Source organism: Rossellomorea sp. FS2 (genome assembly GCF_047915635.1).
Lineage (GTDB): Bacteria > Bacillota > Bacilli > Bacillales > Bacillaceae_B > Rossellomorea > Rossellomorea marisflavi_A.
Genome location: NZ_JBLRVS010000005.1, coordinates 148,309 through 168,745 on the forward strand (window position 1 = coordinate 148,309; position 20,437 = coordinate 168,745).

Here is a 20,437-nt window from a genome sequence, read left to right on the forward strand (position 1 = left end):
CTCCTCGTGCCTGCGGGGTCTCGCCACCCTCCTATTCCACAGGAGTCAAGCGCCTTCCGCTTCAATCCACTCAGTGATTTATATATGGGTGCAGGATAGTTCCTATACTAGTTAATGTAAGTCACCTCAAGATGAAATAAGCTACCAATAGAAGGATAAAGTAGATGGGTTCCATAACGATTGGAGTTTTTCAGAACTATATTGGACCCACCGTGGATCAGCCAGTCGTTGCACATCGCTACCTCACAGAAGAGAAGGAAATAAATTAAACAAGGAATACTCGACCTGTTCTTATAGCCTCCTGCCATTTCACAGAGTGAAGAGCAGCGGAGGGAGCCCGACTCCAACGGGAATAGCGAGCAGGGTGAGACCCCGCAAGAATGAGGAGGCTTACCGCAAGCCCCGTGGAAAGCGGGCTGCCGCAGCGAAACGGAACGCTCTGCATAGGAAATAATGATTAATGAGGACTCATCGCCAATTATAAATGTGATGTAAATGCTTCCTGAAAAATGTTGTTTCTCAAAACAAAATTAAACTTGCTATGAACCAGCAAGCCATTAAACCTCAACATTTCCATAGGACAGAATGAGTCAAACAACCAGTGCCACATACATTTCCTAGCCCCTCCAATATCAAAGAGTGAAGTGAATCGGAGGGAGTCCGACTCCAACGGGAATAGCGAGCAGGGTGAGACTCCGCAAGAATGAGGAGGCTCACCGCGAGCCCCGTGGAAAGCGGGCTGCCGCAGCGAAACGGAACGCTCTGCATAGGAAATAATGATTAATGAGGACTCGTCGCCAATTATAAATGTGATGTAAATGCTTCCTGAAAAATGTTGTTTCTCAAAACAAAATTAAACTTGCTATGAACCAGCAAGCCATTGAACCTCAACATTTCCATAGGACAGAATGAGTCAAACAACCAGTGCCACATACATTTCCCAGCCCCTTCCAATATCAAAGAGTGAAGTGCAGCGGAGGGAGTCCGACTCCAACGGGAATAGCGAGCAGGGTGAGACCCCGCAAGAATGAGGAGGCTCACCGCGAGCCCCGTGGAAAGCGGGCTCCCGCAGCGAAACGGAACGCTTTGCATAGGAAATAATGATTAATGAAGGACTCGCCACCAGTCATAAATGGGATGTAGAACCACCTCTAAAAGAACGGCAAGCCCGTTCTTTCTACATACCTCCCCATCATTTCCCGGGGAATGGTGTCGAAAACAAAGGCACAATCCCACAAAGTTGCAATAGGCTTTAGTAGGGGAATTTGATAGAATGAAACATAGATACACACATGAAAGGTGGTGACGTTTCGTTGCTGGAAACATGGTTACTTGAAATCGCAAAAAGCCTCGGGAAATTCGTCTTGAACCCATTATTTTCCCTCTCGCTCCTATTCGCCATCCTGGTAGGATACTTCCGGGTGAAGCGGGAAAGAAGCGATTTTCATACAAGGCTGCTAGACGGCTACAATGATTTGAGGGTCCTGCTGTCATATGGGCTTGTACTGGGCCTTGCCTTTTCCATTGTGACCCTGGCCATCGGATTAACCGTACCGGTCATCTCACTCGTCGTCATCGGAGCCGTCACGATCCTGTTTGCCCTTACAGGCCGTTTTCAATTGCTCTCGGCCGGCATCACGGTCGGTGTCTCTTATCTGCTCCTGTGGGCATGGGAATTTTCTGGCTTTGACATCCCGTACATATCTGAACTCGAAAATGGGAATCTGTTAGGGTTCCTTCCACTATTGGCAGGGCTGCTCCTTATGATTGAGGGGTCCCTTATCAGGCTTTCGGGTTGGAAGAACACCTCACCTAGATGGATAAAAAGTCCGCGGGGAATGAAGGTCGGGGCGCTTCATAGCAAGAAGCTCTGGTTGGTGCCGATGATCCTGTTCGTGCCGGAGGGGAGCCTGCCTCCGATCTTTGACTGGTGGCCTGTCGTCTCACTCGGGACGGCGGATCTGGCTCTTGTATGCGTACCATTCCTGCTTGGTTTCAGCCTTCTCGTTCGAAGCGCGCTGCCGGCGATCGTGGTAAGACCGGTCGGAGGAAATGTATTCTGGTTCGGTGCTTTCATCACCACGGTGGCCGCTGCGGGCTACTGGGTGACAGAGGCATCGATCGCTGCCGGAGCACTGGCGGTGCTCGGCCGCATCTGGATGGCCGTCAGCATTTCAAGAAAAGAAGCAGAGAAACCGTATTACTTCAAACGTCAGCCTGCCGGACTGATGATCCTTGGGATTATCCCAGGTTCACCTGCTGAAACCCTATCCCTTAGAGTGGGTGAGGTCATCCTGAAGGTGAATGGGAATGAGATTTCCAATGAGAGGGAGTTTTATGAGGCCCTGCAGAAGAACGGTGCATACTGCAAACTCGAAGTCGTCGGGACGAATGGAGAGAATCGTTTCACCCAGGGTGCCCTTTATGAAGGGGACCATCATGAACTCGGTCTGTTATTTACGTATCAGGATGAACGGTGGGAAACCGACCAGGTGTCCTAAAGGGAAAGAGGCTAGGACAAACGTGTTTCAGTCATAGTAAAACCCGAATTCATTTGCCGATCAGGCAAATGAATTCGGGTTTTTAATTTGTTTCATGGCCATTACGATTTCGTTTTGTCCCAACCTTTGATCACGATTTCCGCTTGCTCTCCGGTTCCGGATGGATCAGGACGTGGGCATGAGGGAAATGCTTCATGATCATCTCTTCCATGCGGTCGCAGAGTCGGTGCGTCTTCTCGATGCTGTCGGTTGATTTCACCACCAGATGGAAGTCGATGTATTCATGGGCACCGGATCTCCTTGTGCGCAGGTCGTGGACCTCGATGTACTCATCATGGAAGCTTTGGATCATCGACATGATCTCTGCCTCCTCTTCCTTCGTCAGACTCGCGTCAATGAGGGGAGGGAAGGCTTCTTTCATCAGTTTGACGGCTTCGATCATGATATAGATAGCCAGTGCAATCCCGATGATCGGATCCAGGAAGTGCCAACCGGTCAAGGTCACGAGGAGAAGGCTTCCTGCAACCCCGAGAGATGTGTACACATCGGTCAGGAGATGGAAAGCGTTCGATTTCATGGCCACAGAATGGACGCGGTCCGCTTCCTTGCTTACGATCCGGGAGACGATGAAATTGATGGTGGCACCGATGATCATGACGGATATGCCAAGGATCGGAAGCTTGATCGGTTCAGGGTGGATCAGCTTGTGGATACACTCGTAGATGATCCAGAATCCGGCCACGAAGATGAGCAGGGTCTCGATCGTGCCGGATATATTCTCCACCTTTCCATGGCCGTACGGATGCTCGGGATCCGCTGGTTTTCCGGATACCCTGACGGAGATGAAGGCGATGAGGGAAGCCATCAGGTCCAGAGAAGAATGGATGGCTTCAGACAGGACGGCTACAGACCCTGTAATGAGTCCGACCACGACTTTCAAGATGACGACGAACGAGTTACTGATAACGGATAAAAAAGCAATTTTCGGTGTGCTGTTCATTATGCGAGGTCTCCTTCACGGAAGGTCGGGATGTTATTTTGGAATAGTATGTACGTTCATCCCCATATGTAAAAGAATGCGCAAGGCATCTGCAAAATATACATCGGAACAGTGATTATCAAAGGTGTGAAATGATGCGGTTCTAGCAGGATTTCAATGCAGAACAAAATAATGACTATGTTCGGAAAATTCCAAGTACATATTTGGAAAGGTTTATTTGTTTAAATAGGCTTGTGAATAGTTTAGAATGAAACAATTGGGGTTATGTAACAGGTATGACCTCACCGCTAGTCTATCTATCTTCTTGGAAGATCATCCATGGTGGGCTATATTTTTGTGCTTAGAGAAATTTTTTCCACGAATGTTACTGATATGTGAAAAAAATTTGTCTAAATTTCGAAAATCTACTCAAATCGACATGAAATGATCTCTAACGTATTTCGTTTTCCCGAGAATTTGATAGTATATGTCTAGTCGATATAAATCTTATATAAAGGAAGGTGATTATACATGTTTAATAAATTCAAACCTTTTCTGATCATATTGATTAGTTTGATTTCCCTATTCGTCATCGTCATCCTGGGAGCCGGGACGGATATGATCATCCTGAATCCTAAAGGACCTGTCGGGGAAATTCAAAAGGATTTAATCATGCTATCAATCTACTATATGCTTGCAATCATGATTGTTGTATTATCTTTCTTTACCTTTATCGTCATTAAGTATCGTAAGGGTAAAAACGGTGATTATCAGCCGAACATGCACGGTAGCAATAAGCTTGAAATCATCTGGACGCTTATTCCTGTTGCTATCGTCATCGCATTGAGCATTCCGAATACACAGGCGCTCTATGAATTGAAAGAGGCTCCTAAAGCCACCGCACATAAAGAACCTATCGTCATTCATGCAACAGCCGTCGATTGGAAATGGGTCTTCTCTTATCCTGAAGAAAACGTCGAGACAGTCAACTATGTCAACGTTCCTACAGGTCATCCGGTCCTTTTCAAAATCAGTGCTGCTGACTCAATGGCGTCTTTCTGGGTTCCTGAACTTGGCGGTCAAATCTACGGCATGCCGGGGATGATGAATGAAATGTATCTCCAGGCTGACCACGACGGTGTCTATGACGGCCGTAACTCCAACTTCACTGGTGAAGGAATGGCACAGCAGAAATTCGACTTTGTCGCCATGAGTGACGACGAGTATAACGCGTGGGTGAAAGACGCACAAGAAAATGAACCGAAACTGACGAAGGAACAGTATGAAAAACTTCTTCTCCCAGGTTCATCAGATAAGATGACATTCTCTTCTACTCACCTTGAGTATGTCGACCATGGCAAGATGGGTTCTGCCGACTATGCCATGAAAGTACGAGAGAAATATGGCGTGAAAGAGAAGAGCAAACATGGTGAATCCGATCAAGAGATGGATCACGACATGGACCATAGTGACATGGACCACAGTGACATGGATCACAGCGACATGGACATGGACAGCTCCGACTCTCACGAGCATGCACATTAAGAAGGGAGGAATCTAGGTGTTTGACTTTATTAAGGATAATTTGATTTTAAACGATCCCCTCATCCTTGGGGCGAACGTATCCATAGCATTTACAGTCGTCGCCGTTGTAGCCGTCCTTACCTATTTCAAAAAATGGAAATGGCTTTGGACCGAGTGGATCACAAGTGTCGATCATAAAAAAATCGGTATCATGTATATTATCGCAGCACTTCTTATGTTATTCCGCGGAGGAGTCGATGCGTTGTTGATGAGGGCTCAATTGACAGTCCCAGACAACGATTTCCTATCCTCTCAGCATTACAATGAAATCTTCACTACGCACGGTACGATCATGATCCTCTTCATGGCGATGCCGTTTTTGATTGGTTTGATGAACGTTGCCGTACCGCTTCAAATCGGGGCGCGTGACGTTGCATTCCCTTATTTGAACAACTTGAGTTTCTGGGCATTCATGATTGGTGCCATGATCTTCAATATCTCCTTCGTATTCGGTGGTTCACCGGATGCAGGTTGGACAAACTATGCACCGCTGGCCGTTGAAGGAAGCTCCGGGCCAGGAATCAACTACTACCTGATGGGACTTCAGATTTCAGGTATCGGTACGCTTCTGACGGGGATCAACTTCGTTGTGACCATCATCAAGATGCGTGCACCAGGCATGACGCTTCTTCGCATGCCGATGTTCACTTGGACAACGCTTATCACAGCTTTCATCATCGTGTTTGCATTCCCGATCTTGACTGTGACGCTTGCCCTTATGACATTTGACCGTCTATTCGGTTCCCACTTCTTCACCTTGGCGGGTGGAGGAAACTCCATGCTTTGGGCGAACTTGTTCTGGCTATGGGGACATCCGGAAGTATACATCGTCGTTTTGCCGGCGTTCGGTATCTTCTCAGAAATCATTGCAACATTCTCAAGAAAAACGCTATTCGGTTACAAATCCATGATCATCTCCCTTGTGGCGATCTCAGGTTTGTCATTCGTCGTTTGGGTCCATCACTTCTTCACAATGGGTGGAACAGCCGCAGTAAACAGCGTCTTCTCCATTACGACAATGGCCATTGCGATCCCGACGGGAATCAAGATCTTCAACTGGCTCGGTACGCTTTATAAGGGACGGATCGAGGTTACCACCCCGATGCTTTGGTCTCTCGCGTTCATTCCGACATTCCTGATCGGTGGGGTTACCGGGGTTATGCTTGGTATGGCCGCAGCCGATTTCCAATATCACAATAACTATTTCCTAGTGGCTCACTTCCACTACACATTGATTGCCGGTGTTGTATTTGCCTGCTTCGCGGGTCTCATCTACTGGTATCCGAAAATGTTTGGTCTTAAGATGAATGAGCGCATCGGCCGCTGGGCGTTCTGGTTCTTCACAATCGGATTCAACGTATGTTTCCTACCGCAATTCATCCTTGGATTTGCCGGTATGCCACGTCGTGTGTACACATACGGAGCAGAAGACGGTTGGACAGCACTGAACGTTGTATCCACAATCGGTGGATTCGCAATGGGTGTAGCATTCTTGATCTTCGTATACAACGTATACTACAGCTATCGCTTTGAAAAACGTGAGACTACTGGTGATGCTTGGGGTGGCCGAACACTTGAGTGGGCTACAACAACAGCAGTACCACCTCACTACAACTTCTCTAAACTTCCTGAAGTCACTGGTGTTGATACGTTCTGGTACTCTAAACAAGACGGTCATGCACTCAAGATCGATGAGAAGCCTGAAGTTGAATACAAGCCGATCCACATGCCTAGCAACTCGGGTACACCTTTCATCATGAGCATCTTCTTCTTCATCGCAGGATTTGGTCTTGTCTTTGAAATCTGGTGGATGGCCATCCTCGGCGGTATCGGTACCGTTGGATGCATGGCATACCGTTCAATGACTTCAAGCAAGCAGGATGAAGGTTACTATGTAACGGTGGAAGAAATCAAAGAACTTGAAAATCCGACGAATAGGGAGGCGTGATGTATGGCACATAATACAAATGTAGATCCAAACACGCCGTTAGAATATCAATCCGAAACAGGTAAACTGAATATCTTCGGATTCTGGGTTTTCCTTGGTGCGGAGATGGCGTTGTTCGCAACGATCTTCGCCACATTCTTTGCCCTTAAGGATCACGGCGTCATGGCGGGAGGACCACTCCCAAGTGATTTATTCGAACTGAAAAACACACTCATTATGACTTTACTGCTACTTTTCAGTAGTTTTACATCCGGTTTATCCATCAATGAGCTTAGAAGAAGAAACGTGAAGGCCATGATCTTCTGGATCGCCGTCACATTGCTATTCGGTCTTGGTTTCCTTTATATGGAGATCACTGAGTTCATCCACCTTGTTCATGAAGGTGCGGCACTCGGTACGAACGCATACTGGTCTTCCTTCTACTTGTTGACCGGAACGCATGGTCTCCATGTATCTTTAGGTATTCTATGGATCATACTTGTGGTTATCCAAGTGATGAAGAACGGATTGAACCCGGACAATGCCAAAAAGATCTTTATCTCAAGTCTATATTGGCATTTCCTTGACTTCGTCTGGATCTTCGTATTCACAAGTGTGTACCTGTTAGGGATGGTGGGATAAATGGAACATAACACAGCGAATCACAGTAAATTTCCTTGGACGCAGGTGGTAGGGTTCATCCTATCGATCGCGTTGACCTTTTTAGCCATCTGGTTCGGTTTATATGCAGGTCTTGCATACAATGTCATGGTACCACTCGTATTCGTCCTTGCATTCATTCAAGCAGCGATCCAGCTGTTCATGTTCATGCACGTGACCGAAGGCGAAGGTAAATGGCAGGTCGGAAAGATGATTTCCGCCACGGTGATCGTACTCATCATCGTTCTTGGAACGATCTGGGTCATGGTCAGCATGCACTGATTGCAGAACAAAAAAACATCCCGCGGGGGTTCCCGCGGGATGTTTTTTTAGTGTATTTCCTGCATTTTTCCCCGTTCGCTTAACGACAGGGCCAGGACCACTGAAATCGCTCCGAGGATCACAATCATCCCGACAATCCCGGCCCAGCCGAAACCGTGGTAGAAGGAACCGCTGACGGTTCCTCCGATACTCGATCCTGCATAATATCCGAACAGATATAACGAAGACGCCTGAGCTTTATCGTGGGTGGCGAGGAGACCGACCCAGCTGCTCGCAATGGAGTGGGCGGCGAAGAAGCCGAATGTGAAGATGGCGATGCCAAGGATCTTGATCCACAGAGCCGGATGAAGGGTGCATACCGTTCCGACGAGAAAAATGAACAAGCAGAGCAACAGGATCTTCTTCTTCCCCATCTGGTCTGCAAGCATCCCCATCCAGGTGGAGCTGAATGTGCCGACGATGTATACGATGAAGATGAAGCCCACAAGGGTCTGGCTCAGGGAATAAGGCGGGGCGGTCAGCTCGAACCCGATATAGTTGTATAGGGACACGAATCCGCTCATCAGCAGGAATCCGATCAAGAACAGATACACAAGCCCCCTTACCTTTAGGTGACTTCCCATGGAGCGGATCAAGGGAAGCAGATTGAACGATTTCGCTTCGAAATGCCTGGAGGGCGGTAAAAGGAAGAAAAATGCGAAACTTGCCAAGAGGCTCAGGGCACCGACTCCGGCCAAGGCGACATGCCAGCTGAAGTAGTCCGTCAAGATCCCGCTGAGGATCCTTCCTGACATCCCGCCTATGGAGTTCCCACTGATATAGAGACCCATGGCCATTCCCAGGCTCTTGAACTCGACCTCCTCCCCGAGATAGGCCATGGCGACAGCGGGAAGTCCTGCTAGCGTCAGACCCTGCAGAGCCCGGGACAGCACGAGTAATTCAAAGCTTGATGAAAGCCCGGTGAAAAGGGCGATGACGGATGAGATGAAGAGAGAAAAGGCCATGATCGATTTGCGGCCGAAGACTTCCGAGAGCGATCCTGCAACGAGAAGCCCAACCGCCAATGCGATGGTTGCCGATGATTGGGTCAGGCTCGCCATCGCAGGTGACACGTGAAACTCCTCCGCAATCTCCGGCAGGAGCGGCTGGGTTCCCCACAGGATGGCAAATGTACTGAAGCCTCCGGCGAAGAGGGCAAGATTGGCCCTCCTGAAAGCCGGGGTATTCCGTTGTAAATAGCTCATGGCTGTCATTCCTTTTGATTCTGTTTTTCGGTCATGAAGGTTTGGACGAACGAAACAAATTCTCTCACAACCGGAGATTGATAGGTGTTTTTTAAACTGGCCAGTCCAAGCTCCCGTGTGCAAACCGGCGAGGTCACCGGCACGAGGGTGACTTTCTCCCTGTCAAGAAGCTTCAGGTCCGGAACAAGTGAGACGCCCAGGCGTGCGCCCGCGAGTCCGGCCACCGTCCCGATGTCTTCCCCTTCAAATACGACATTCGGGATGAAGCCGGCCGATACACACAGTTCATGGATGATGGTTCCAAGCTCATTCGCTTCTTTGAACGAGATGAAAGGTTCATCTTTCACCATGTGGAGATCCACTTTTTCCTCGGAGGCAAGGGGATGATCGTTTGCGACAACGAGAAAAAGTTCTTCTGTAAGGAGAGGAAAGCACAGAATATCCTCATCCTCTTGATAATAAGAGATCAGCGCAAGGTCTGCCTGACGCTCCTTGAGCTGATGGATGATCTGTCGATTGGACGACTGTGCCAGCTGGAATTTCACATGGGGGTGTTCCTTCTGATAGGCACTCACCATTTCCGGAATCATGCTTGCCCCGAGGGACGGCAGGAATGAAAGGGAGATGGTACCGTGTTCTGGATGGGTTTCCCGCCATATTTCCCGCTTCCCTTCTTCAATCTGCATGATGGATTCCTCCACCCGCGTTAAAAACATCTTTCCGTACCGGTTCAGGTAGATCCGACGTCCTTTGCGGTCGAATAAGGAGACGCCAAGTTCGTCTTCGAGCTTTGCAATCGAGCGGCTAAGGGCCGGCTGTGAAATGGCAAGCTCCTTGGCGGCCTTTGTGATGTGCTGTGTGTATGCAACCGTTCTAAAATAATTGATTTGATGCCAATCCACGCCGAGACCTCTCTTTAATAAAATGTTTTTAATTCCATCATACACCTGATTGGCAATGACTTCTAATGGTTGTTATGCATCAAATCGATGTCTACCAGGCATTATTCAGGACATTGTTCTTAGCCTATAATGAAATCATCAAAAAGCGAAAGCGGGGAATGGCGAAATGAAAGTGGTGGCGCCAAAACCATTTACATATAAAGAAGGGGATCGGGCCGTCCTTCTGCTTCATGGCTTTACAGGATCGACGATGGATGTGAAGGGTCTCGGGAGAGTGCTTCGGCAAGCCGGATTCACGTGTCACGCACCGCTTTATACGGGCCACGGCGGGGAAGCAGAAGTCCTGATCGGCACATCACCCGAGGAGTGGTGGCAGGATGCGCAGGATGGATTCAGGTATCTTCATGAGCAGGGATACAGAAAGATTGCCGTTGCCGGTGTATCGTTGGGAGGAACCTACGCACTGCGACTTGCCATGATGCACCCTGTCTCCGGCATGGTTTCCATGTGCGCACCGACAAGAGGTAAAAGCCGCTTTGATCTTGCAGCCAGGGTCATTGATTACGCGGAGCGGTTCAAGACATTCGAAGGTAAACAGGAAGAGCTGCAGAAGGAAGAGATGGATCGACTGGCACAAAGGGACATGAGTTTTCTTGATGAGCTTCAATCCTTCATTGATGATACAGGCAATCGCCTCTCCGCCATCAAGGATCCGACTCTCATCTTGCAAGGAGCCAAGGATGCTTCGCTCTATAAGGAAAGTGCCTTCAGGATCCATGATGAGATCCTCAGTGAAGAGAAGGAATTGAGATGGTACGGGGAATCGGGTCATATCATTACCCTGGATCAAGAGCGACAGCAAGTGTATGAAGATGTGAAGGATTTTTTACTGCGACTGGACTGGTAATGGAAGGTGGCTGGGACAAACGTGTTTTAGTCATAGTAAAACCCGAACTTATTTGCCTTCGATCAGGCAAATAAGTTCGGTTTTTTCATTTATGAGTATTTTGATGTCATTATTTCCAGCGGTTGATTGGAGTGTAAGACGAAGACACCAGCAGGAAGAGTAGCTGATGTGAGACCCCGCAGGTGTGCCGAGGAGGCTCACGGGCTACCCGCGGAAAGCGAAGTCTTGCACGGAAATCATGAGCGGTAGTAAGAACCTATACTGATAATGGTCGTCATTACATGATCCCTTTTTTGATTTGTCTCAACCTCTATTTTACGGTGTTTTATTGGAAGATTCTGATAAAATACTTGCACAAGACTAGTTTATCGATATAATAGGGATACGATTGAGGGTCAGAAACTGAGAGGTGTTGGAATGAAAATAGATGAGACGGATCGAAAAATACTGCAGCTCCTGACGGAAGATGGGAGGTTGTCCTATGCCGATATTGGAAAGTCACTCGGACTGTCCAGGGTCACGGTGAGGGAGAGGGTTCATCAACTGAAGGATAACGGCGTGATCGAGCGCTTCAGTGTTGTCATCAATTCGGAGAAAGTGGGGAAGCGGGTATCGGCCTTCTTCGAGGTCGACTGCGAGCCTGCATTCCTCGTGGAAGTCGCTCAGAATCTCGCTGACAATCCCACCGTAGCCAGCTGCTATCAGATGACGGGCCCCAGTACTCTTCATATGCATGTACTGGTAGAGGACTTCGCGGCTCTTGAACAATTCATCAACAATGAGCTTTATTCATTGGAGGGCATCACCCGTGTGGAGAGTCATATCCTTCTCCGGAGATTTAAAAGCCGCAGCGGCTTGAAACTATAGGAAACAGGAAGAATCCAACGATGGTTGGGTTCTTTTTTTGTATGTACGACTAAATATGCAAACGCCAACATTTTTATGCGACCAAGGTCATGGTGAGGTTGTGAAATCGTCACTCCGCCATTCTTTATATATCAGTGAAAACGCTAACAATTAGTGAATATTCACAATTAATTTATTTTTTAGAAAAATGTATAGATTTTTCTTTCGGCATCCGATATAATCGAATTTATCGTAATTACGGTTACGTTTGTTAGGTTAATCAAATATTTTTCCTAACAAATGAAATTCTATTATTCTCTATTTTATAAAGGGGGAAGGGTCCACGTGGCTGCAATGATTGGACGAAGATTTATAGAACTCCTGCTGTTACTGGTGGGGATTTCATTTTTGGTATTTGGTAGCATGCATCTGGCACCCGGTGATCCGGCATCGATCATCGGAGGACCAACGGCGACGAAGTCAGATATCGCCGCCATACGCGATAGCCTTGGATTGAATGACCCATTCCTGGTGCAGTACTGGGACTATCTTAAGAATATTTTCCAAGGGGACTTTGGGTATTCCTATCAGACGAAGCAATCCGTTTCAGAAGCTCTCGCTGTCCGGTTCCCCAATACGCTGAATTTGGCCGTGGCCAGTATGATCGTGGCTGTGATCATCGGGCTCGGTGCAGGGATCATTTCTGCGCTGAAACAAAATTCCTGGCTGGATGTATCGAGTACAGTAGTTGCACTCGCAGGGATCTCCATTCCTAACTTCTGGTTGGGCGCACTCCTCATCCTCGTCTTCGGAGTGAACCTGCAGATCCTGCCGGTGGGCGGGCTGGACGCTCCGTTCTGGACGGCGGAAGGATTTAAACAGCTGATCCTTCCGGCCATTACGCTAGGGACAGGATCGGCCGCCATGATTGCCCGAATGAGCCGGTCCTCCATGCTGGAGGTCATCCGGGCAGATTATATCCGGACGGCCAGGGCCAAGGGGATGAAGGAAAAAACGATCGTCTGGATCCATGCATTGAAAAACTCCATGATACCGGTCATCACGGTCATCGGATTGAACTTCGGTTTCCTTCTCGGGGGCACAATCATCACAGAGCAGGTATTTGCCATCAACGGTGTCGGCCGCTTGATGATCGATGCCATCGCTGCCAGGGATTTCCCGATGGTACAGGGGTCGGTACTCCTGGTCGCAACGCTGTTTGTTCTTGTTAATCTGATCGTGGATATCATCTACGTCTTCGTTGATCCGCGGATCAGCTACGACTAATAGAGGGGGAGAAGCAATTGAGTGCAGAAGCCGTGGCTGGTACAACAGCCATCCAGACGAAAAAGAAAAAAGACCGTACGTTTGTCACCACTATGAAACGATTGCTGAAGAATAAACTGGCGATCATCGGTCTCATCATCATCCTGCTTCAGGTGATCATGGCCATTGCAGCCCCGGTCATCACGATACATAGTCCGTTCAAGCAGAATCTCGCAGAAAGCGAACTGCCTCTCTTCTCGGAAGGGCATTTCCTTGGGACCGATAATTTCGGGCGCGACCTGTGGAGCCGGATCGTGTACGGAGCAAGGATTTCCCTGCTGGTAGGAATTACAGCAGTCGGCCTTGGATTGGCGGGAGGCGTGACCCTTGGGTTACTCGCAGGCTACTATAGGAAGCTTGACGGTATCATCATGCGGATCGTCGACCTTCTATTCGCTTTCCCGGGGATCCTGCTGGCCATGCTGATCATCGCCGTTCTTGGCACAAGCCTGGTGAACGTAGCCATCGCCATCTCGATCTGGTCGATTCCGACGTGTGCACGAATCGTCAGGGGATCAGTTTTATCCGTGAAAAAGCAGGAGTACGTGCAGGCGATGAAATCCCTCGGTGCGAGTGATTTCCGGATCCTTGTGAAGCACATCCTGCCCAATTGCTCGGCACCGATCATCGTCTTCGCTACGATGAGGATGGCGACGGCCATCCTGTCCACCGCTTCCCTCAGCTACCTCGGCCTCGGGGCACAGCCTCCGACACCGGAGTGGGGAGCAATGATCTCACAAGGGCAGGATTTCATGTGGACGTCACCACATATGACAATCGTTCCAGGTATCGCCATCATGCTGATCGTATTTGCTTTTAATGTTGTCGGGGACGGCCTTCGGGATGCCCTCGATCCGAATATGAACTTGAACCAATAATCAGAGGAGGAATGAAGAGATGAAGAAATGGTTGGTACTAGTGGTCGCAATCGTAATGATGGTAACCGCTGCCTGTAGCGGGGGGGGACAGAAGAAGAGTGGTGGAAGCGCAGCCCAGGAGTTGACCTATGCGACAACATCCGATGCCGTGGGACTCTCCCCGATCATGACGAATGATTCCGTTTCGGCGAATGTCATCGATCAAGTGTATGAGACATTGTTCGAACGGAACATCAAGACCAATGAAATTGAACCGCTCCTTGCAGAATCATATGAAACGCCTGATGACCAGACATGGGTCATCAAATTGAAGAAGGACATCAAATTCCAGGACGGAACGGACTTCAATGCTGAGGCCGTCAAATATACGTTTGATAAGTTCAGAGATCCAAAGACAGCGGCACCGAGGGCTTCCCTCCTCGAGCCGATCGAGTCTGTGAATGTGGTCGATGACTACACGGTGGAGATCAAGACCAAATATCCGTACGGACCCCTTCTTGCCGCGTTGAGCCACTCGAACGCAGCGATTGTCAGCCCTGAAGCGGATCAATCCCAGGATCTCATGAAAGAGCCGGTTGGGACCGGACCATTCAAATTCGTCAGCTGGACGCCTGGCGATCAGATCGTTCTTGAGAAAAACAAAGACTACTGGAGAGATCCAGCAAAGCTAGACAAGGTGACCTACAAAGTCGTACCGGAAGTATCGACGGCGATCTCCATGCTGCAAACCGGGAAGGTTCAATTCCTTGATGCCCTTCCGACGGAACAGGTCAAACGGATTGAAGCCTTGAAGAACGTCAATGTTTCCAAGGAAGAAGGGACACCGGTTTCGTATCTTGGCTTCAATATGAGTAAAGAACCGATGAACAACCCTGAATTCCGCCAAGCAGTGGCTTATTCCCTTGATCGTGCATCCTATGTGAAGAAAATGAATGGCCTTGGCGTCGAGGGCAACAGCCTCATCGGCCCGAAAGTATTCGGATATGATGCAACAGCAGATGATGCAGGATATGCCTATGATCCTGAGAAAGCAAAAGAGATGGTGAAGAAAAACGACTTTGGAAGCAAAGCGCTGACCATCCTGACGCCGAATCGTGATAACTACATGCTCATGGCTGAAATTGCGCAATCACAGCTTCAGGATGCAGGCTTCAACGTGAAGATCGAATCCATGGAATGGGGGACGTTCCTCGACACGGTCCGTGACGGCAAGTACGACATCACATTCCTCGGATGGGCAAACTCGACCTCTGACGGAAGTGAACTTCTTTACCCGAACTTCCATTCAGATAATATCGGTTCATCCAACCGCGTTCAGTATAACAACCCAGACTTCGATAAGCTTGTAGATGAATCACGTGAGAATATTGATGAAGACGTCCGTGCGAAGAAGCTTGATGAAGCCAACAAGCTGATCGTGAAAGATGCCCCGATCGTCGTCATGAACCACGGTGTGAATACATCCGCAACTGATAAGAGCGTCAAAGGCTTGAAGCTCGATCCGACAGGTTCTTGGAAACTCTATAACGTTTACAGAGAGTAGGGATAACGATGAAGACAGATCTATTATCTGTAAAGAATATGGTCACAGCCTTCCGCACGGCTAACGGAGAAGTTTCCGCCGTGCGGGGCATCTCCTTTTCCGTGAAAAAGGGTGAGACGCTTTGTGTCGTAGGAGAGTCGGGATGCGGGAAGAGCATCACCTCCCTCTCCGTCATGGGGCTGCTTCCAAGCAATGGCTCGATTAAAGAAGGAAGCATTGAATTCGACGGGAATGATCTTGTTACCTATTCACCTGAGCAGCTCAGGAAGATCAGGGGAAAAGATATGTCAATGATCTTCCAGGAACCGATGACCGCCTTGAATCCGGTCCTTACGATCGGCTACCAGCTCAGGGAGCCGCTGATGCTGCATAAGCAAATCGGTAAGAGCGAGGCGACCAAGCAAGGGATCGATCTCTTGAAGCAGGTAGGGATCCCCTATCCCGAAAAACGGATGAAGCAGTATCCTCATGAACTGAGCGGCGGGATGAGGCAGAGGGTGATGATTGCCATCGCCCTCGCCTGCTCCCCGAAGCTGCTGATTGCCGATGAACCGACGACGGCGCTGGATGTGACGATTCAGGCCCAGATCCTCGACTTGATCCAGGACGCAAAAGAGCAGTACGGGATGGGTGTCATGATGATCACCCATGATATGGGTGTCGTCGCGGAAGTCGCCGACCGCGTCATGGTCATGTATGCAGGAGAAAAAATTGAGGAAGGGGACGTAGAGTCCATTTTTGAAAATCCGCAGCATCCCTACACAAAGGGGCTGCTGAATTCGGTTCCGAATCTGGATGACCCGGATTTCGAACTTGAAGCGATCCCGGGATCCCTGCCGAACATCGATGAGAAAATCAGTGGTTGCAGGTTCCACCCCCGCTGCCCATTTGCAATGGACCGTTGCAAATCCGAGACACCGCCGGAATACACCGTGGCGGGTGAACACAAGGTGAAATGCTGGCTACAGGAGGCTGATCAGGATGTCTGCACTACGAGAGAAACCGTCCATTCTTAAACTCGAAGGAGTCAAAAAATATTACCCCATCAAAGGCGGGATGCTGAAACGCATCCAAGGTCATGTGAAGGCTGTAGAAGAGGTTTCCCTTGAATTATTCGAAGGAGAGAGCCTTGGGGTCGTAGGGGAATCCGGGTGCGGGAAGTCGACCCTCGGCCGGACGATCCTGGGACTTGAGGATGTCACGGACGGGAAGGTTATCTTCCAGGGGAAAGAGGTCCAGAGCCTGTCGAATCGCCAGCGCCTTCCATTCAAGAAACAGATGCAGATGATCTTCCAGGACCCGTACGCTTCCCTTAACCCAAGGCAAAAGATCGGAGCGGCGCTTGAAGAAGTATTTGTCATCCACACGGATCTTTCCGCCTCAGAGCGGAAGAAAAAAGTGATAGACTTATTGAAAGAGGTCGGATTGAAGGAAGATCACTATGATCGTCTCCCCCATGAATTCAGTGGCGGTCAGCGCCAACGGATCGGCATTGCCCGTGCGATTGCGTTGAATCCATCCGTGGTTGTATGTGATGAAGCCGTGTCGGCACTTGATGTATCCGTCCAGGCGCAGGTTCTGAAGCTCCTGAAGACTTTGCAGTCCAAGTATGGATTGACGTATCTCTTCATCTCCCATGATCTCGGTGTCGTTCGCTACTTCTGCAGTCGGGTGATGGTGATGTACCTTGGCAATACGGCTGAGCTTGCTTCTGCGGAACAGCTATACACCAATCCGCTACATCCTTATACGAAAGCACTATTATCATCGATTCCAAGACCGTCCATTCAAAAGGACCGTAAGCGCATCCGACTGGAGGGAGAGATTCCAAACCCGGCAAATCCACCGTCAGGATGCGCATTCCATACCAGATGTCCCATCGCTACAGACTTGTGCAAACAGAAGAAACCCGAATGGCGGGACATGGGCGATCAGCATTATGTCGCCTGTCATCATGTAGAAAAAGGACGTGACGTTTTATGAACATGGATCACCTGTATCAACCGTATTCCTCCATCCGGAACACGGTATTTGCCAAAAAAGGAATGGTGGCGACTTCTCAGCCACTTGCCTCCCAGGCCGGCCTGGAGATCCTCCAGAAAGGAGGGAACGCCATTGATGCAGCCATCGCCACAGCTGCAGCCCTAACGGTCGTCGAACCGACTTCGAACGGAATCGGCGGTGACGCATTCGCCCTTGTATGGGTGAAGGGAGAATTGCACGGACTCAATGCAAGTGGTCCATCGCCTGCATCCATTTCCATTGAGGCTGTGAAGGAGAAGGGACACGAGACCATGCCGGTACACGGCGCGATTCCCATCACGGTCCCGGGAGCACCGTCGGCGTGGGCAGAACTCTCGGAACGCTTCGGCAAGCTGCCATTGACCGAGGTATTGGCACCGGCGATCGCCTATGCGGAAGAAGGCTACCCGATCAGCCCTGTACTCGGCAAGTACTGGAGTCTCGCCCATAAGAAGTTCAGGGAGATTTTTAAAGGGGAGGAATATCAAGCGTGGTTCGACACATTTGCCCCTGAAGGCAGGGCCCCGGAAATCGGGGAAGTGTGGTCCTCGAAAGGCCATGCGGAAACCCTCCGCTCCATTGCTGAAACGAAGGCAGAAAGCTTCTACCGGGGTGAATTGGCCGGACAAATAGCGGAAGCTGTCCAAAAAGGGGGAGGATTCCTGTCAAAAGAGGACCTCGCCTCCTACCGTCCACAATGGGTGAAGCCGATATCCACTGATTATAAAGGATACGACGTGTGGGAAATCCCGCCGAACGGCCAGGGCCTTGTTACCCTCATGGGTCTGAATATCATGAAGGGATTTGACGTCACGGAGAAGGAGAGCATCGATACATATCATAAACAAATCGAAGCCATGAAGCTCGCCTTTACCGACGGAAAAGCGTTCATTACAGAAGAAAAGGATATGCCTGTCTCCGTTGAGCATCTGCTCAGTGATGAATATGCCGAAGCAAGGCGCTCTGTCATCGGGGAAGACGCCATCACGCCGACGGAATATGAGCCTCCCAAAGGGGGAACCGTATACCTAGCCACTGCTGATGGGGAAGGGAATATGGTTTCATTTATCCAAAGCAACTACATGGGCTTCGGATCCGGCATCGTGGTGCCTGGCACGGGGATCGGACTGCAGAACCGCGGACATGATTTCTCGTTGGATCCAACCCATCCGAATGCCCTTCAACCTGGAAAGAAGACGTACCATACAATCATTCCCGGCTTCCTGACGAAAGCAGGTGAGGCTGTGGGGCCATTCGGCGTCATGGGGGGCTACATGCAGCCTCAAGGTCATTTTCAAGTCGTCATGAACACCATTGATTTTCATTTGAATCCACAGGCTGCCCTCGATGCACCAAGATGGCAGTGGATGAAGGGGAAACAGGTGGCTGTCGAACCGACATTCCCGAATCACATCGCACAAGCACTCGCCCGGCGCGGTCACGAGATTCAGGTCGCGACCGATCACGGTTCATTTGGCCGGGGGCAAATCATTTGGAGAAACCCTACCAATGGTGTTTTAATGGGAGGGACGGAATCCCGTACGGACGGGGCCATCTCCGCTTGGTAGGAGACCCCGCTAACGATTGAAATGAGGTGTGATGAATGAAACAGTGGCAGTTATTTCTGGCATTTTTCCGCGTAGGGATGCTTGGATTCGGGGGAGGTCCCTCCTCCATACCACTATTTCATAAAGAAGTAGTCGAGAAATATAAATGGATGAGTGATGATGAGTTTTCGGATACCCTCGCTTTGGCAAATGCCCTTCCGGGACCGATTGCAACGAAGATGGCCGGATATATCGGACACCGGGTCGGAGGAGTGATCGGCATGCTTGTGAGCATCGTTGCTACAAGCGTTCCGACCGTCCTGCTCTTGATCCTGATGCTGACCGCCCTGAATTCCTATAAAGATCGCCCTTGGGTACACGGAATGTCCCAGGCCGTCGTCCCGGTGGTCGCTGTCATGCTCGGTGTCCTGACGTGGGACTTTGTGAAGAAGTCGAAGAAAAGTCTTGGCTGGAAGATCACGATCGGTCTCCTTGCCGTAAGCCTTCTTCTTCTCTCAGGCCTTGGGGTGCACCCTGGGATTGTCATTGCAGTCCTTCTCGGTCTTGCCCTGATGTCCAAGAAACCTGTGAATGAAAAGCAGGTGAAAGCTTCATGACGTACGTGCATATATTCATGGCTTTCTTTGTTCCGAATATTTTGGGGTATGGCGGCGGGCCGTCCTCGATCCCGCTCATCCAGGCGGAGGTCGTGGACCGATACGGCTGGCTGACGGATAGTCAGTTCAGCGAAATGCTCGCTCTTGCCAATGCGCTTCCTGGTCCGATCAATACGAAAATGGCCGGCTATATCGGCTATCAGCAGGGCGGTGTGCTTGGGGCCGCGATCGGGTTGTTCTCGACGATTGCTCCTTCGCTGCTGCTGATGTTGTTCTTGCTCGGGTTGTTGATGAAATTTAAAGATTCTCCTAAGGTGAAGAACATGACGACGATCGTCAGGCCGACGATTGCGATCCTGCTTGGTATCATGACGATGGAATTCCTGGTGGATTCGTATGGTGGGATCGGGATTGTGCAGACGTTGATCATCGGGGTTGCCAGCTATCTCTTGTTGGAGAGGTGGAAGGTGAGTCCTGCGTTGGTGATCGGCGGGGCGCTCGTGTACGGTGCTGTGTTTCTTGGAGGATAAGGGAAATCCCTCGCTGGTTTGATGCCGGTGGGGGATTTTTTTTGGGGGTTATCTTCATTCCCATCCAGTAGGTATGGGTGGAGTGAAAAGAGGGGCACGTTCCGTTTCGCTGCGGTCGTCCGGCTTTCCTCGGGGCGAGGGA

At 49.8% G+C, this 20,437-nt stretch carries 18 protein-coding genes; 15 read left to right on the forward strand and 3 right to left on the reverse strand.

Annotation, left to right across the window (positions count from 1 at the left end):
* Positions 1-1,292: 1,292 nt before the first annotated feature.
* On the forward strand, positions 1,293-2,501 hold the full coding sequence (locus ACNA6I_RS17165; protein WP_416313837.1) for a PDZ domain-containing protein: 1,209 nt from the start codon (positions 1,293-1,295) through the stop codon (positions 2,499-2,501).
* Positions 2,502-2,631: 130 nt separating this feature from the next.
* On the opposite strand, the gene ACNA6I_RS17170 is transcribed toward ACNA6I_RS17165, so the two are convergent.
* The gene (locus ACNA6I_RS17170) at positions 2,632-3,501 is read right to left on the reverse strand and encodes a cation diffusion facilitator family transporter (RefSeq protein WP_416313838.1); all 870 of its coding nucleotides are present in this window, start codon (positions 3,499-3,501) and stop codon (positions 2,632-2,634) included.
* A 510-nt stretch (positions 3,502-4,011) separates the two neighbouring features.
* Here ACNA6I_RS17170 and qoxA point away from each other — a divergent pair.
* The 4 genes from qoxA to qoxD are packed head-to-tail and all read left to right on the forward strand — an operon-like array spanning position 4,012 to position 7,933.
* The gene (qoxA, locus tag ACNA6I_RS17175; protein ID WP_082139813.1) at positions 4,012-5,025 is read left to right on the forward strand and encodes a cytochrome aa3 quinol oxidase subunit II; all 1,014 of its coding nucleotides are present in this window, start codon (positions 4,012-4,014) and stop codon (positions 5,023-5,025) included.
* 16 nt (positions 5,026-5,041) lie between these two features.
* A complete protein-coding gene (gene qoxB, locus ACNA6I_RS17180) occupies positions 5,042-7,012 on the forward strand; it encodes a cytochrome aa3 quinol oxidase subunit I (RefSeq protein WP_148796324.1) in 1,971 nt (656 codons plus the stop codon).
* Positions 7,013-7,015: 3 nt separating this feature from the next.
* Entirely contained in the window at positions 7,016-7,633 is a 618-nt protein-coding gene (qoxC, locus tag ACNA6I_RS17185; protein WP_048006663.1) for a cytochrome aa3 quinol oxidase subunit III, read from the forward strand.
* Entirely contained in the window at positions 7,634-7,933 is a 300-nt protein-coding gene (qoxD, locus tag ACNA6I_RS17190; protein ID WP_048006664.1) for a cytochrome aa3 quinol oxidase subunit IV, read from the forward strand.
* Between the two features lie 47 nt (positions 7,934-7,980).
* Here the strand turns inward: qoxD and ACNA6I_RS17195 are convergent, their stop codons facing one another.
* Both ACNA6I_RS17195 and ACNA6I_RS17200 read right to left on the reverse strand, forming a co-directional pair.
* Complete coding sequence (locus ACNA6I_RS17195; protein WP_048016179.1) at positions 7,981-9,177, reverse strand: MFS transporter; 1,197 nt, start codon at positions 9,175-9,177, stop codon at positions 7,981-7,983.
* A 5-nt stretch (positions 9,178-9,182) separates the two neighbouring features.
* Positions 9,183-10,079 (reverse strand): LysR family transcriptional regulator, encoded by an 897-nt coding sequence (locus ACNA6I_RS17200; RefSeq protein WP_048006666.1) that lies wholly within the window; start codon positions 10,077-10,079, stop codon positions 9,183-9,185.
* A 166-nt stretch (positions 10,080-10,245) separates the two neighbouring features.
* Between ACNA6I_RS17200 and ACNA6I_RS17205 the strand changes: the two genes are divergently transcribed.
* From ACNA6I_RS17205 to ACNA6I_RS17250, 10 genes are all read left to right on the forward strand, one after another.
* A complete protein-coding gene (locus ACNA6I_RS17205; RefSeq protein ID WP_416313839.1) occupies positions 10,246-10,986 on the forward strand; it encodes an alpha/beta hydrolase in 741 nt (246 codons plus the stop codon).
* Positions 10,987-11,403: 417 nt separating this feature from the next.
* Entirely contained in the window at positions 11,404-11,853 is a 450-nt protein-coding gene (locus tag ACNA6I_RS17210) for an Lrp/AsnC family transcriptional regulator (RefSeq protein ID WP_048006668.1), read from the forward strand.
* Positions 11,854-12,177: 324 nt separating this feature from the next.
* Complete coding sequence (nikB, locus tag ACNA6I_RS17215) at positions 12,178-13,119, forward strand: nickel ABC transporter permease (RefSeq protein ID WP_048006669.1); 942 nt, start codon at positions 12,178-12,180, stop codon at positions 13,117-13,119.
* A gap of 32 nt (positions 13,120-13,151) precedes the next feature.
* Positions 13,152-14,036 (forward strand): ABC transporter permease, encoded by an 885-nt coding sequence (locus ACNA6I_RS17220; protein ID WP_392398069.1) that lies wholly within the window; start codon positions 13,152-13,154, stop codon positions 14,034-14,036.
* A 19-nt stretch (positions 14,037-14,055) separates the two neighbouring features.
* Positions 14,056-15,579, forward strand: a complete 1,524-nt coding sequence (locus tag ACNA6I_RS17225) for a glutathione ABC transporter substrate-binding protein (RefSeq protein WP_416313840.1) — start codon at positions 14,056-14,058, stop codon at positions 15,577-15,579.
* An 8-nt stretch (positions 15,580-15,587) separates the two neighbouring features.
* Positions 15,588-16,595: an ABC transporter ATP-binding protein gene (locus ACNA6I_RS17230; protein WP_048006672.1), complete on the forward strand. Its 1,008-nt coding sequence runs from the start codon at positions 15,588-15,590 to the stop codon at positions 16,593-16,595.
* Positions 16,561-17,562 (forward strand): ABC transporter ATP-binding protein, encoded by a 1,002-nt coding sequence (locus ACNA6I_RS17235; protein WP_063190641.1) that lies wholly within the window; start codon positions 16,561-16,563, stop codon positions 17,560-17,562. Before ACNA6I_RS17230 ends, ACNA6I_RS17235 begins: the two co-directional genes overlap by 35 nt.
* Positions 17,559-19,169, forward strand: a complete 1,611-nt coding sequence (locus tag ACNA6I_RS17240) for a gamma-glutamyltransferase family protein (protein WP_416313841.1) — start codon at positions 17,559-17,561, stop codon at positions 19,167-19,169. The genes ACNA6I_RS17235 and ACNA6I_RS17240 overlap by 4 nt, the downstream gene beginning before the upstream one ends.
* A 35-nt stretch (positions 19,170-19,204) precedes the next feature.
* Positions 19,205-19,765 carry a chromate transporter gene (locus ACNA6I_RS17245; protein WP_048013432.1) on the forward strand — a complete coding sequence of 187 codons (561 nt, stop codon included), beginning with the start codon at positions 19,205-19,207 and terminating at the stop codon, positions 19,763-19,765.
* Positions 19,762-20,295, forward strand: coding sequence for a chromate transporter (locus tag ACNA6I_RS17250; RefSeq protein ID WP_048006676.1), 534 nt, complete (start codon positions 19,762-19,764; stop codon positions 20,293-20,295). The genes ACNA6I_RS17245 and ACNA6I_RS17250 overlap by 4 nt, the downstream gene beginning before the upstream one ends.
* Positions 20,296-20,437: the final 142 nt, after the last annotated feature.

Excerpts from the sequence above, each read along its gene's own strand:
- ACNA6I_RS17165 (WP_416313837.1), top strand. The coding sequence starts at position 1,293 with ATGAAAGGTGGTGACGTTTCGTTGCTGGAAACATGGTTACTTGAAATC.
- ACNA6I_RS17170 (WP_416313838.1), bottom strand. The coding sequence starts at position 3,501 with ATGAACAGCACACCGAAAATTGCTTTTTTATCCGTTATCAGTAACTCG.
- qoxA (WP_082139813.1), top strand. The coding sequence starts at position 4,012 with ATGTTTAATAAATTCAAACCTTTTCTGATCATATTGATTAGTTTGATT.
- qoxC (WP_048006663.1), top strand. The coding sequence starts at position 7,016 with ATGGCACATAATACAAATGTAGATCCAAACACGCCGTTAGAATATCAA.
- qoxD (WP_048006664.1), top strand. The coding sequence starts at position 7,634 with ATGGAACATAACACAGCGAATCACAGTAAATTTCCTTGGACGCAGGTG.
- ACNA6I_RS17195 (WP_048016179.1), bottom strand. The coding sequence starts at position 9,177 with ATGAGCTATTTACAACGGAATACCCCGGCTTTCAGGAGGGCCAATCTT.
- ACNA6I_RS17205 (WP_416313839.1), top strand. The coding sequence starts at position 10,246 with ATGAAAGTGGTGGCGCCAAAACCATTTACATATAAAGAAGGGGATCGG.
- ACNA6I_RS17210 (WP_048006668.1), top strand. The coding sequence starts at position 11,404 with ATGAAAATAGATGAGACGGATCGAAAAATACTGCAGCTCCTGACGGAA.
- ACNA6I_RS17225 (WP_416313840.1), top strand. The coding sequence starts at position 14,056 with ATGAAGAAATGGTTGGTACTAGTGGTCGCAATCGTAATGATGGTAACC.
- ACNA6I_RS17230 (WP_048006672.1), top strand. The coding sequence starts at position 15,588 with ATGAAGACAGATCTATTATCTGTAAAGAATATGGTCACAGCCTTCCGC.
- ACNA6I_RS17235 (WP_063190641.1), top strand. The coding sequence starts at position 16,561 with ATGTCTGCACTACGAGAGAAACCGTCCATTCTTAAACTCGAAGGAGTC.
- ACNA6I_RS17240 (WP_416313841.1), top strand. The coding sequence starts at position 17,559 with ATGAACATGGATCACCTGTATCAACCGTATTCCTCCATCCGGAACACG.
- ACNA6I_RS17245 (WP_048013432.1), top strand. The coding sequence starts at position 19,205 with ATGAAACAGTGGCAGTTATTTCTGGCATTTTTCCGCGTAGGGATGCTT.
- ACNA6I_RS17250 (WP_048006676.1), top strand. The coding sequence starts at position 19,762 with ATGACGTACGTGCATATATTCATGGCTTTCTTTGTTCCGAATATTTTG.